Source organism: Luteimonas sp. MC1750 (genome assembly GCF_016615955.1).
GTDB lineage: Bacteria > Pseudomonadota > Gammaproteobacteria > Xanthomonadales > Xanthomonadaceae > Luteimonas.
In genome coordinates this window covers 1882234-1895023 of the sequence record NZ_CP067113.1, presented here as the reverse complement: position 1 = coordinate 1895023, position 12790 = coordinate 1882234, and the positions used below count along the sequence as shown (strand labels likewise).

Here is a 12790-nt window from a genome sequence, read left to right as displayed (position 1 = left end):
CAAGGCGAATGGTGCTCCGGGGACTCCCGGTGCCGGGGAACCGCTGGCCACGGTTTAGCATCCACGCCCATGTCCATCGTCCTCACCGATTTCGCCCGCGCGCGGCTGTTTCCGCGCGAACCACGGCGCAACACCATCCAGGACTGCACCCCTGCGCAGTTCGAACGCCATCTCAACGACGTCGCGCCGCTGCAGGTGCTCGAGGGTTACGCGCCGTTCTGCCGGCTGCACGTGCACCGCAACTGGACCTCGACGCGGTGCCTCGCGGTTCCGGTCACCGACGCCAACCGCCACCTGCTGCGTTCGGCCTACGAGGCGCGCACCCGCGAGGAGCTGCCGGTGCTGGTGCGCTGGTTCGAAGGCCTCGAGCCGCCGGTCGCCGACTACCTGGTGGTGATCCTCTACAGCCGCGAGCAGATGGCGAAGGAAGGCACGCCGATCGATGCCGACTGGGGCGTGGTCGGCTGCATGTACACCGCCGAGCCGGTGGAAACGCCGATGGCCCCGATCACCATGATGCGCAACGCGCTGGGCGTGGAGGAGGGCGGCTCGGGCGTGCCGATCGACCGCGATGCCTACCGCCGCGCCGTCGCGTTCTGGGACGCGCACGCCAACTGGCGCGGCTGACCAGCCCCATTGGCACGTAGCGCCCAAGCGGGGGAGCGAGTGCCCCCGATGGCTACTGGCGCAGGTCGCTGGCTTCACGGGCGCTGTCGACGCCTTCCATGCAGTCGCGCAGCGCCTGCTCCTGCAGGCCGGCGCAGCGCGCATCGGGGTTGGCGCTGTCGGCCGGACGCGAGGCGTCGCCGGCCGTACCGGCCGGCTGGATCTCGGTGTCGGCTGCGCGCGATTCGTCGGGCGCATCGGTCACGCGGCGGTCGCAGGCGCCGAGCGCGAGCAGCAGGCAGGCGGCAGCCAGCAGGGACAGCGGGAAGCGGGCGTTCATCGGGAATCTCCGGCGGATCAGTGGCGGCGCCACGTGGATCCCGAGCCTGCGCGTGCGTGCATGAAGCGGGCGCGCCCGTGTGACCGCGGCGCGCGGGCTCGGCTACCCTGCAGCGTCCATCACAGCGGGGAAGCGCGATGCACGAGGCGACGTGGTCCAGGCGGCAGGTGCTGGCAACGCTGGCCGCGGCCGCCGCCAGCGCGGCCCTTCCACGCGCCCGCGCGCGGCGGCCGGCAGCCGGGACAGTCGGGGTGGCCGGGGCAGGCGATGCGGGCGATGCGGGCCTGCTGCTGCGCGACGTGCGCCTGGTCGACGGCAGCGGCGCGCCGGCACGCGCCACCGACGTGCTGGTACGCGGTGACGCGATCGCCGGCATCGGACAGATCCCGGCGCGCGGTGCGCACGGGCTGCGCGTGGTCGAGGGCGGCGGCCGCGTGCTCGCGCCGGGCTTCATCGACCTGCACACCCACGGCGATCCGCTCGAGTCCGCGTTCACGCCCTTCCTGGCGATGGGCGTGACCACGGTGGTGCTGGGCCAGGACGGCGGCAGCCCCGCGCTGGCCGGCGCAGGGCGGGAGGCCGGCAGCCTGCCCGCGTGGATGGGCGCGGTCGCCGCCGCCACGCCCGACATCAATATCGCCACCCTGTCGGGCCACGGCGCGCTGCGCCGCCGGGCCGGGATCGACGACGGGACGCGCAGGCCCTCGGACGCGGAGCTCGAACGGCTGCAGGCGGTGCTCGAGGCCGACCTGCGTGCCGGCGCCTTCGGCCTGTCGACGGGGCTCGAATACGTGCCCGGCCGCTATGCGGAGATGCGCGAACTGGCGGCGCTGGGGCCGGTGGTCGCGCGCTTCGACGGCGTGGCGATGAGCCATATGCGCTCCGAGGACGCCGACGACGTGCGCGCGTCGATCCGCGAACTGGTGGAGGCGGCGGGCCCGGCACGCGCGCACGTCTCGCACCTGAAGATGGTCTATGGCCAGGGCGAAGCCGCCGCCGTGGAGCTGCTGGCCTTCCTGCAGGGACTGCGCGGCCGGGGCAATAGCCCCACCGCCGACGCCTACCCGTACGAGGCCAGCTACACCGGCATCGCCATCCTGTTCCCGGAATGGGCGCTGCCGCCGAACGACTATGCGGCGGTCGTCGCGGCCCGCGGCGACGCGCTGCGCGCGCACCTGCAGGCGCGGATGGCGAAGCGCAATGGCCCCGGCGCACTCCTCTTCGGCACCGGCCCGCACGCCGGACGCCGCCTGGACCAGGTCGCGGAGGCCGAAGGTCGTCCGTTCGTCGAGGTGCTGGTCGAGCTCGGCCCCGGCGGCGGCCAGGCGGCACATTTCGTCATGGACCGCGCGCTGCAGGACCGGCTGCTGCTCGAGCCCTTCGTCGCCATCGCCAGCGACGGCTCGCCCGGCGGCAGCCATCCGCGGGGCGCCGGCACGTTCGCGAAGTGGATCGGGGAGTTCGCCGCGGCGGATGCGCGGGTGCCGCTGGAGGAAGCGGTGCGCAAGGCCACCTCGCTGCCGGCGTCGATCCTGGGACTGCGCGACCGCGGGCTGGTGCGCATCGGCGCGAAAGCCGATCTGGTCCTGTTCGATCCGGGCCGCGTGCAGGCCCGTGCCGATTACATCGATCCCACGGCGCTGGCCGAAGGCTTCGACCTGGTGCTGGTGAACGGCCGGCCCGCCTTCGGGGCCGGCACGGCCGGCGTGCGTGCCGGCCGGCTGCTGCGCAGGGGCCACCAGGTCGCGGGTGCCTGAGGCGCCGCGCGCGACGCGCTTTACATCACCGCCAGCTCCACGTTCGACAGGATGCCGTGGTACTGCTCGCGCAGCCGCACCTTGCGCGCGAAGTCCGCGATGATGTGGCTGCTGAAGTCGACGCCGGTCAGCTCCTCGGCCATGTTGATGCCGCCGGGCGTGTCGACGTTCACCTCCATCAGCTTGTCGCCGACGATGTCGAGGCCGGCGAGGTACATGCCGTCGCGGATCAGCTTGGGCGCCACCGCCTCGGCCAGCCGCAGCGCGTCGGCATCCGGTTCGGCGAGCTCGATCTTGCCGCCGGCGCTGATGTTGCTGCGCGCGTCGCCGCTGTCGTTGTAGCGGCGGAAGCAGGCGTAGCGGCCGTCGACCTGCAGCGGGCGGCCGTTGAGCGTCAGCAGGCGCAGGTCGCCGTCGGCGGCCTTGGGCAGGTATTCCTGGGCGATGGCATAGCCGTCGCGGGTCACCGCCTCGATCATCTGGTTGAGGTTGGCGGCCTCGCCATCCTTGACCACGAACACGCCGTGTCCGCCGGAGCCCTGCAGCGGCTTGATCACGCCGCGGCCGCCGTGGGTGGCGATGAAGGCGCGCAGCTCGTCGGGGTCGCGGCTGATGCAGGTGACCGGGCGCACTTCCTCGGGGAAATGCTGGAAATAGGTCTTGTTCGAAGCGTTGGTGAGATGGAAGGGGTCGTTGAGCACGATCACGCCGCGCCGGGTCACCAGCTGGGCGAACAGCAGCGCGCTGTTCGACGCCCAGGGACGGTCGACCAGTTCCTCGGCCGGGTCGCTGCGCAGCATCAGCACGTCCAGCTCTTCCACGCTGATGCGCTGGGTGGCGGCCTCGTCGCCCTGGATCTCGTCCAGCAGCGCCTGGTCGTCGGCGTAGGCGCTGCCCGACGGCAGGTGCGCCATGGCGCAGACGCTGCCGTTGGCGTCGTAGATGAAGTCCGCCAGTCCGATCAGCGCCACGCTGTGTCCCTGGTTGGCCGCGGTGCGTGCAAGGCGGATGGTGGTGTAGTTGTCCTGCTCGGTGGCGACGTCGTTGACGACGAACCCGAGGCGCAGTGGACGGTCGCTCATGGCGTGGGATCCTGCATGGGAAGGGAAGGGGGATGGGCGTGGTGCAGTGCCTCGAGGGCGGTGCCGCGACAGCGCTCCAGCGACTGCTCGAAGCCCTCGGCCGAGGCGTAGCGGGGCAGGAGCGCCGGCGCGACCACCCAGCCGGCATCGGCCAGCTGTTCGAGGACCACGAGGTGGTCGAGCGCGAACTTGCCCGCGAACAGCAGCTCGAAGCTGCCGCCCGCGCGCAGGTGCTCCAGCAGGTCGCGCAGGCCGCGCAGGTAGACCGCGTCCTTGGTCAGTCCGCCGCCGCGGCAGGCGCGCACCGCGATGTCGAAGGCGTCGGCGGTGGAGAACGCGTGGGTGTCATGCAGGCAGGCGAAGATGGCCGGGATGTCCTCGCCGTGGATCGCCATGTCGGCGGCCACCACGCGCGCGGCCAGGACGCGCAGCCGTTCGCCCGGGAGGTAGCCGGCAAGGAATTCGGCCAGTACGCCCAGGCCTTCCTGCAGCGGGTCGTAGTGGGCAAGGCCCACGGAGAGCTGTCGCAGCGGCTGCTGCAGGCCGTTGTGGCGGGTCAGCACGTGGGTGCCGACCTCGTGCTGCACGAGGGGCTGCAGCCGCGCGCGCGGCAGCCGCAGGCGGGCGTCCAGGTACAGGCGGCCGTGCGAGACCATCATCAGCGAACCGATGTCCGCGTCCACCACCACGTCCAGGCTGAAGCCCGGCGCACGTTCGCGGTACCAGGCGACTTCGTCCTCGATTGCGGCGACCACGGCATCCACGCCGGTGTCGGCTTCCAGCGGCTCGCCGTCACCGACGCCGGCGAGGATCTCGCGGGCGACAGCCAGCAGGCCCGCCTCGACGCCGCCGAAGAGATCGATGCTCGCGCCCACGAAGCCGTCGGTGCCGCGTAGCCGGACCAGTTCGATCATGCGTGCGAGTTCGCGCTGCTTCTCGCCGAGCACGCCGGCCAGCAGGGGTGATTCGATGTCCCCGATCGGCAGCGCCAGCAGGCGCTCGCGCATCACCTCGAGCCCGGCCGGCGGATCGGCGTAGCGCAGCGGCGCGACGCGGGTCCGCCCCGACGCCTCGAAATCGTCCCAGAGTGCGTCGGTGCCGAGCGGCGTGAGCGCGATCAGCCAGTCCAGCCCGGCATCCAGCTCGATGAGCGCGGCGTCGACCTCGGCCGCCACGGGTGGCAGCGGCCGCGGCGACGCGGCTGTTGCGGGGCGCGCGCTCACGACCTGGCCCTGAAGTCGCCGCGGACCGCGTCCACCGCCACCCGCAGCCCGTCGCGCAGGGCATAGAGTGCGGCGATGTCGACCTGGCCGCTGTGCTCGTCCATGAAGATCTTCTTGTACTCGGGCGAGATCGTGCACACCCGTCCGCCCCAGCGCGAGTACACCCACTCCGGGAAATCGCCGCCGGTCGGGAAGCGCACGTTGGCGCGCACGTCGGGCACGCGGCCGCCGATGGGCGTCGCCTGCAGCGCCGAGGTGAAGCGCCTGGCGACATCGCCCCAGCGCTCCGGGTCGGCGGTCGTCAGGCCCAGCTCGATGTCGGGATTGCCGTCCTGCGGCGCGGCCTCGCCATCGGGACCGTCGCGGCGGTGGTTGTAGCTGTGGATGTCGACCAGCAGCACCGCCTCCCAGCGCTCCAGCAGCCGGTCCAGCAGTTCGGCGAACATCGAGCGGAAGCGGTCCCAGCCCGCGAGCGAGCGCGCGATCTCGGCCTCCGGCAACGGCCTGCGCCAGACCTCCAGCCCCCAGCAGTCCTCCGGCCGGGCATAGACCGCGCCCTTGCGCGGGCGGTTGTGGTCGAGTTCGAAGCGCGAGGACGGGACCTGGATGCGCACGTCGCCGACCTCGGTCAGCACGCCGGTCAGCGGGTCCTCCTCGCGGAAGCGTGCCGCGTCGGACAGGGCCAGCAGCGACCGCAGCGCCGGACGGATGTGGTGCCCGTCGTGGATCGCCGTGGCGACGACCGGTCCATCGGCCACCGCGATGTTCCATTCGCGCGCCGCGTCGGAGGGAATCGGCAGCTCGCTGCCGGTGAAATAGCGACCGCGTGCGGCCGTGACGTCTCGCAAAGCCATGGGCGGCGATGCTGGCAGCCCGGCAATGATCATGCCGTGACCATGGGCGGCGCGTGGCGTGCGCGGTGTGGAGCGCCCCACCCGCCGACGTTGTGGACACGCGAACGCTGCGAAGCTCCGCTGATGCCGACACGCACGATGCCCATGCACGCGACGTCCGCCCGCGAAACCTCTACCCGCATCACGTCCGCCCGTCCCAGGGCTCCGCGCACGATGGCCGGCCGTGCCAGGTCCAGGCGCCTGATCGCGATGGTCGTGCTGGCGGCGTTTGCGCAGCTCGCGTGTGGCAGGACGCCGGAGAGCGCGCTGTCGCAGGCTCCGCGGACGCACGCGACGCAGTCGACGCAGATGCCAGCCGCTGCGCTGGAGGTGCGGCGCTGCTCCACCGGTCCCGACGCCCGGGACCTGTCCACGACGGTCGAAGCCCTGCTGGAGGACGCCGATGCGATCGCGTCGCTGCGCGCGGTCGTCGTCGCCCGCAGCGGCGTCGTCCTTGCCGAGCGCGGCTACGACGGCGCGCGTCCGGACACGCCGGCCAACATCAAGTCGGCGTCGAAGACGGTGATGTCCGCGCTGGTCGGCATCGCGATCGACAAGGGACTGCTCGACGGCGTCGACCAGCCCATCGCGCCGCTGCTCAAGTCGGATCTCCCCCGGGATCCCGACCCCCGGCTGGCACGCGTGACCATCGGACACCTGCTGTCGATGCAGGCCGGACTGGAGCGCACGTCGGGACCGTATTACGGCCGCTGGGTGAGCAGCGACAACTGGGTGCGCGATGCGCTCGCGCGCCCCTTCGTCGACGAGCCCGGCGGCGGGATGCTGTACTCGACCGGATCGACCCACCTGCTGTCGGCGATCCTGGCGCGTGCCAGCGGGCGGCCGGTCCGCGAGCTCGCGCGCGAATGGCTGGGCCCGCAGGCCGGCTTCGTCATCGCGTCCTGGGACCGCGACCCGCAGGGCATCCACTTCGGCGGCAACAACATGGCGATGGACACGCGCTCCCTGCTGGCCTTCGGCGAGCTCTACCGCAGCGGCGGCGTGTCGCGCGACGGGCGTCGCCTGCTGTCGCAGGCGTGGATCGATGCATCGTGGCAGCCGCGGACCCGCTCGCGCTTCACCGGCGACGGCTACGGTTACGGTTGGTTCCTGCGCAATATCGCCGGTGAGCCGGTGCGCTACGCCTGGGGCTATGGCGGGCAGATGCTCTACGTCGTTCCGTCGCTGGACCTGGTGCTGGCGATGACGTCGGACGATGGCGTCGCGTCGGCGCGCAGCGGCCATCGCGACGCGCTGCACGCGCTGGCAGGAGCGATCATCGAGGCGGTCGGCTGCAGCCCGTGAAGCGGCCTGGCGGCTGCCGGACGGCCGCCTGCCTGTGCTAATGTCGTTCGATCCTGCGGAGCCGGGGGGGAAAGGGGTCCCGGCCAGACCATGGACGTTCGAACATCTAAGGGGACACCACGATGCTGACGCTGCTCGACCTGATGAGGAAGCTCGCGAGCGATGCCGCGCTCGCCGCGGAGTACGAGAAGGATCCTGACTCGGTGGTGCGGCGCTCCGGCCTCACCGACGAGGAGCAGAAAGCGATGCTGTCCAAGGACTACGCGTCCATCAAGAAGCTCACCGGGCTGACCGACGGACAGTTCGCGACCAACCACATCGTGAAGGCGTACTAGCCGCCGTCCTCGCCGCCGTCCGCTGACGACCGCCAGTCCATGAGCCGGCTGGTCCGCATTGTCGCCATCCTGCTGCTGGTGCTGGCGGGACCGCGCGCGTTCGCCAACGATGCCCTGGAAGCGCAGGTCGCGGAAATCGAGCAGCTGTCGATTTCCGCGCACTGGCGCGAATCCGAGCGCAAGGTCGACGACCTGGCGACGCGTCTGGACGAACTCTCGCCGGAACAGCGCGCGCGGGTCGAGTTCGTGCGCCTGCGCAACCTCGGGCTCGCCGGCAGGGAACCCGCGGCGCTCGAGGGATTCGCCCGGCTGCTGCAGCAGCAGGAGATCTCCCCGGCGCAGCGCGTGCGCGCCTATACCACCGCGATCAGCATCGCCGCCAACGTCGAGGACTGGCCGCGGGCGTTCGGCTGGCTGAGCGAGGGCCTGGAGTACCTGCCGGACGCCCCGGAGAGCGCGCCCGCGCTGCTCGGCGTGGCCAGCTACCTGCACACCCTCGTGGGCGAGATCGGCAAGGCGCGCGACCTGGCGCGCCAGGGACTGGACGCGGTCGAGTCCGGTGGGGACGCGCGTGCGCGCTGCCTGGCCATTGCCGACCTGGCCATGGCCGAGGACCACGCGGGCAACTTCAGCGAGGCCGAGGCCTGGAGGCGCCAGCAGCTCGAGGCCTGCCAGGCGGCCGGCGACCTGGTTTTCGTCGCCAACGCCAAGTACGGCGTGGGCAAGATGGTCGCCGCCCAGGGCCGGCCGGAAGAGGCGCTGGAGTGGTCGCGCCAGGCGCTTGCCGAGTTCGAGGCCGCCGGGTTCACCGCCGGCAGCTGGAGCGCGCGGCTGGAGATGGCCGGCAACCTCATCGCGCTCGACCGCGACCTGCGCCGTGCGGAGAGCCTGCTGCTGGACACGCTGGAGTACTACCGCGGGCAGAAGACCGAACTCGCGGTGGCCGAGACCGAGCGCCTGCTGGCCAGGCTGGCCGAGCAGCGCGGCGACAACGCCGGTGCGCTCACCCACCTGCAGCGCGCGATGGCGGCCCAGGAGGTCGCCGAGCGTGAATCGCGCGAACGCCGGCTGGCCTACCTGCAGGTCGAGTTCGACACGCGGCTGAAGGAGCAGCAGATCGCGCTGCTCGAGGCCGAGAAGGAGCTGGCCGCGCTGCAGGTCACCGCCACGCAGCGCCGGCAGTGGCTGCTGGGCCTGGGCATCTTCGGCCTGATGGCGACCGCGCTGCTGCTCCTGCTGCTGCTGCGCCACAGCTCGCGCGAGCGGGGCCGCTACCGCCGGCAGTCCGAACGCGACGGACTGACCGGCCTGTTCAACTACCAGCAGGTGCGCATGCGCGGGAGCGAAGCCTTCAAGCGCGCGCGCCAGGGCAACCGTCCATTCACCGCGATCATCGCCGACATCGACCTGTTCAAGCAGGTCAACGACCGCCATGGACATGCCGCGGGCGACGAGGCGCTGCGCTGCCTCGGCGGCTGGATCAGCGAGGTGGTCGGCAACGACGGCATCGCCGGACGCAGCGGCGGCGACGAGTTCACCATCCTGCTCGAGGGCAGTGCCGCCGACGCCGACGCGCTGATGCAGCGGCTGCGCGAACGGATCGGGCCGGTCACCGTGTTCGGACAGACCTTCAGCTTCAACCTCAGCGCCGGCGTCTGCCAGTACGACGGCAGCACCAGCACCCTCGAGCAGCTCATCCACAACGCCGACCAGGCGCTCTACCGGGCCAAGCACGGCGGCCGCGACCGCGTGGTCCGCGCGCAGGGCGAAGGCGCGCTGCAGGACGAGGGCCCGCGCGGCTCGCTGGTGGTGGTGGGCAGCGGCATCCAGTTCGGCCGCCACGCGAGCGAGCGCACGCTGTCCGAGATCCGCGAGGCCGAGGTGGTGTTCTGCCTGGTCGATCCCTTCGCCCTGGGCATGATCCTGGGCTTCCGGCCGGACGCGGTGAACCTCGGGATGCATTACGCACCGGGCAAGGACCGGCGCGAGACCTATCGCGAGATCGACGCCGCGATCATGGCCGAGGTCGAGGCCGGCCGGCAGGTCTGCGCGGTGTTCTATGGCCATCCCGGCGTCTTCGCCGACGTGCCGCATGCGGTGGTCCGCAAGACCCGCGAACTCGGCCTGCCGGCGCGGATGGAGCCCGGGATCTCGGCCGAGGCCTGTCTCTACGCCGATCTCGGCGTCGATCCGGGGCTGCGCGGCGTGCAGTCGCTGGAAGCCACGCATTTCCTCATCCACGAGCGCGAGCCCGATACCGCCGCGCTGGTGCTGCTGTGGCAGGTGACGCTGGCGGGCGACCTGTCCTGCACCCGCCTGCATGCGGAGCCGGAAGGCCTCGAGGCCCTGGTGGCCAAGCTGCTGCGCTGGTATCCGGCCGACCACGAGGTGGTGCTGTACGAGGCGGCGCAGCTGCCGATCGACGCGCCGCGCATCGAGCGCCTGCCGCTGTCGGGCCTGCCGACGGCGCACTACGAGGAATACACCACCCTGGTCATCCCGCCACTGCGCGTGCCGCGCAGGGTGCAGGCGACGGGCTGACCGCGCCGCAGCCGACGGCTGTCGGCGAGCGGTCGGCGAGTGCTGCGGGCCTACTTCGGATCGAGCAGCGGCTTGCGCGGCATGCGCTCTTCGCGCATCGCCGCGTGGTACGCAAACGAGGCGACGATCGCCGCGGCCTGCTTCAGGTCCTCGGGCTCGATGTGGTCCCAGGTGTCCAGGTGGGTGTGGTGGACGTTGGTGAAGTAGTCCAGCCGGTCCTGGATGAACTGGAAGCCGGGCAGGCCGACGCGGTCGAAGGCGATGTGGTCGGTGCTGCCGGTGTTGCGGGTCGCGACCGTGGTCGCGCCGACGTCATGGAACGGCTCCAGCCAGGCCTTGAAGACCGGCATCGCCGCCAGGTTCTCCTGGGCGTAGATGCCGCGGAAGCGGCCCGAGCCGTTGTCCATGTTGAAGTAGACCGAGAAGCGCTCGTAGTCGCGCGTCTTCTGCAGCGGGCCGGTCGGCTCGCGCAGCGACGCCGGCAGCGCCTTCTGCGCCGGGTCGGCCGGCTCCGGGTAGGCCGCGAAGTGGCGGGCGACGTAGTCCTGCGAACCGACCAGGCCCTGTTCCTCGCCGCTCCACAGCGCGACGCGGATCGTGCGCTCGGGACGGGCGCCCACGGCCTTGAGGATGCGCATGGCCTCCATCATCACCGCCACGCCGGCGGCGTTGTCCGCCGCGCCGGTGCCGGTGTGCCAGGAATCCAGGTGCGCGCCGATCATCACGATCTCGTTGGCCTTGCGCCCGCGGCCGGGGATCTCGGCGATGGTGTTGTGGCCGGGCTGGTTGGCCTCGTCGGTGAAGCGCGCGTCCACGTTGACGCGCAGGCGCACCGGCTGGCTGGCCTCGAGCGCGCGAACCAGCGGATTGAAGTGCTCGGCGATCATCGCCAGCTCCGGGATTCCGATCGGCTCGCCGGCCTTGCGCGACCCGCCGCCCGCCACGCGGATGATGCCGTTGTCCCAGCTGCTGATGCTGATCGCGGCCAGCGCGCCTTCCTCGGCGAAGAAGCTGTTGACGGCGCGGGTGAGCGCCTGGCGCTCGCCATATTCCTTGACCCGCTTCGCGCGGTCCGCGGCGGCCGACCTGGGCACGGTGAACTCCTGCAGGCCTTCCAGCGAAGTGGCGTCGTGGCGGTGCGAGTCCGGCTCGGTGCCGCGCTTGTACTCGCGCGCCTCGCCCAGCAGCAGGATCTTCCCGCCCAGCGTGCCGCGCAGGGCGTCGATGTCGGACAGCTTCTTGATGTCCACCCGCACCAGTTCGCCCTCGACCGGTCCGTTGGTGCCCGGCGTCCAGGCCTTGGGCAGGGCATGCAGCGGCTGGACGCGCTCGCCCAGCATCTCGACGCTGGCGGCGCTGAACTCCCAGCCGCGGCCGAAGTCGTCGAACGCGTCGTCGTGGACGTTGGCCAGGCCCCATTCGCTGAACTTGCCGCGGGTCCAGGCGTTCGCTTCGGCCATCTGCGGCGAGTTGGTCAGGCGCGGGCCGATGGTTTCGGTGAGGTGGCTGAAGGTCGCCATGACCTGCGAGTTGTGGAAAGCCTCCTGGCGGATCCGGCTGACCATGTCCAGGTCGACGGGCTCGTTGGCCATCGCCAGGCCACTGGCACCGAGGAGCACCGCCACCGCGCAACGCTTCAACATCCTGATTCCTTCCGCGCCGGAACGTGGCGCGCCAAGCCCCGGACTGTAGCGGTGCGGGACCTCGCGATCACCCGCCTTTAGTCACGCACGGGCACCTGCGGCACGCGGCCGCCTGCCAACGCCGCGCGGCGTTTGCTACGCTTCCACATCGTTTCCGGATCCTGCGTCGTGCCCATGATGTCGTTGCTGCGCGCCGCGCTGGTCCTGTCGCTGATCGCCATCCACACCGTGCTGCACGCCGCGCCGCTGCTGCTGCTGGCGCTGTTCAAGGCGCTGCTGCCGTTCGCGGGCGTGCGCAGGGCGCTGGGCCGCGCGCTGTCGGCCATCGCCGAAAGCTGGATCGCCGCCAACACCTGGATGATCGACACCCTGACCGGCACCCGCTTCCACGTGTCGGGCGACGAAGGGCTGATGTACGACGGCCACTACCTGGTGCTGGCCAACCACCAGAGCTGGGTCGACATCGTGGTGCTGCAGAAGGTGTTCAACCGCCGCATCCCGCTGATGCGCTTCTTCCTCAAGCAGCAGCTGTTCTGGGTGCCGGTGCTGGGCCTGGCCTGGTGGGCGCTGGATTTCCCCTTCATGGGCCGCTACAGCCGCGCGCAGATCGCCCGCGATCCGGGCCTGGGGCAGCGCGACATGGAGGCCACGCGCCGGGCCTGCGGGAAATTCCGCGAGATGCCGGTGGCGGTGATGAACTTCGTCGAAGGCACGCGCTTCACGCCCGGCAAGCACGCGCGCCAGGCATCACCCTACCGCCACCTGCTCAAGCCCAAGGCGGGCGGCGTGGCCTTCGTGATCGACGCCATGGGCGATGCGCTGCATGCGCTGCTGGACGTCACCATCGTCTATCCCGCGGGCCGGCCGACGATGGTCGACCTGATGGGCGGGCGCATCCCGGAGGTGCACGTGGTCGTGCGCCAGCGCCCGATTCCCGATGCCGCGGAGATGGGCGGGCGCTACCAGGAGGACCGCGCGACGCGCGCGCGCTTCCAGCAGTGGCTCAACGGGCTCTGGCAGGACAAGGACGCCACGCTCGAGCAGCTGTCGGGCCGCTGACCGGCG

General features: G+C 71.5%; 11 protein-coding genes. 6 read left to right on the top strand and 5 right to left on the bottom strand.

All coding sequences use genetic code 11. The features are described from left to right. Window positions 1–69 precede the first annotated feature (69 nt). The gene (locus tag JGR68_RS08815) at window positions 70–627 is read left to right on the top strand and encodes a DUF3228 family protein (RefSeq protein ID WP_199361815.1); all 558 of its coding nucleotides are present in this window, start codon (window positions 70–72) and stop codon (window positions 625–627) included. Between the two features lie 52 nt (window positions 628–679). Here the strand turns inward: JGR68_RS08815 and JGR68_RS08810 are convergent, their stop codons facing one another. Then, complete coding sequence (locus tag JGR68_RS08810; RefSeq protein ID WP_199361816.1) at window positions 680–946, bottom strand: hypothetical protein; 267 nt, start codon at window positions 944–946, stop codon at window positions 680–682. 137 nt (window positions 947–1083) lie between these two features. Between JGR68_RS08810 and JGR68_RS08805 the strand changes: the two genes are divergently transcribed. Continuing rightward, window positions 1084–2703 carry an amidohydrolase family protein gene (locus JGR68_RS08805; RefSeq protein ID WP_200672687.1) on the top strand — a complete coding sequence of 540 codons (1620 nt, stop codon included), beginning with the start codon at window positions 1084–1086 and terminating at the stop codon, window positions 2701–2703. 20 nt (window positions 2704–2723) lie between these two features. Here JGR68_RS08805 and JGR68_RS08800 read toward each other — a convergent pair whose 3' ends face one another. The 3 genes from JGR68_RS08800 to JGR68_RS08790 are packed head-to-tail and all read right to left on the bottom strand — an operon-like array spanning window position 2724 to window position 5862. Beyond that, complete coding sequence (locus tag JGR68_RS08800; RefSeq protein WP_199361818.1) at window positions 2724–3785, bottom strand: hypothetical protein; 1062 nt, start codon at window positions 3783–3785, stop codon at window positions 2724–2726. Further along, window positions 3782–5008 carry a tyrosine/phenylalanine carboxypeptidase domain-containing protein gene (locus tag JGR68_RS08795; protein WP_199361819.1) on the bottom strand — a complete coding sequence of 409 codons (1227 nt, stop codon included), beginning with the start codon at window positions 5006–5008 and terminating at the stop codon, window positions 3782–3784. Before JGR68_RS08795 ends, JGR68_RS08800 begins: the two co-directional genes overlap by 4 nt. Further along, the gene (locus JGR68_RS08790; RefSeq protein WP_199361820.1) at window positions 5005–5862 is read right to left on the bottom strand and encodes an N-formylglutamate amidohydrolase; all 858 of its coding nucleotides are present in this window, start codon (window positions 5860–5862) and stop codon (window positions 5005–5007) included. Before JGR68_RS08790 ends, JGR68_RS08795 begins: the two co-directional genes overlap by 4 nt. Before the next feature lie 213 nt (window positions 5863–6075). Here JGR68_RS08790 and JGR68_RS08785 point away from each other — a divergent pair, with 213 nt between their 5' ends. The 3 genes from JGR68_RS08785 to JGR68_RS08775 all read left to right on the top strand — a co-directional run bounded on the left by JGR68_RS08785 (window position 6076) and on the right by JGR68_RS08775 (window position 10082). Continuing rightward, window positions 6076–7206 carry a serine hydrolase gene (locus JGR68_RS08785; protein ID WP_199361821.1) on the top strand — a complete coding sequence of 377 codons (1131 nt, stop codon included), beginning with the start codon at window positions 6076–6078 and terminating at the stop codon, window positions 7204–7206. Between the two features lie 122 nt (window positions 7207–7328). Further along, complete coding sequence (locus JGR68_RS08780) at window positions 7329–7541, top strand: hypothetical protein (protein ID WP_199361822.1); 213 nt, start codon at window positions 7329–7331, stop codon at window positions 7539–7541. Between the two features lie 39 nt (window positions 7542–7580). After that, window positions 7581–10082, top strand: a complete 2502-nt coding sequence (locus JGR68_RS08775) for a diguanylate cyclase (protein WP_199361823.1) — start codon at window positions 7581–7583, stop codon at window positions 10080–10082. 50 nt (window positions 10083–10132) lie between these two features. Here JGR68_RS08775 and JGR68_RS08770 read toward each other — a convergent pair whose 3' ends face one another. Next, the gene (locus JGR68_RS08770; RefSeq protein ID WP_199361824.1) at window positions 10133–11725 is read right to left on the bottom strand and encodes a M28 family metallopeptidase; all 1593 of its coding nucleotides are present in this window, start codon (window positions 11723–11725) and stop codon (window positions 10133–10135) included. A gap of 174 nt (window positions 11726–11899) precedes the next feature. Here JGR68_RS08770 and JGR68_RS08765 point away from each other — a divergent pair, with 174 nt between their 5' ends. After that, the gene (locus tag JGR68_RS08765; protein WP_343225121.1) at window positions 11900–12784 is read left to right on the top strand and encodes an acyltransferase; all 885 of its coding nucleotides are present in this window, start codon (window positions 11900–11902) and stop codon (window positions 12782–12784) included. Window positions 12785–12790 lie beyond the last annotated feature (6 nt).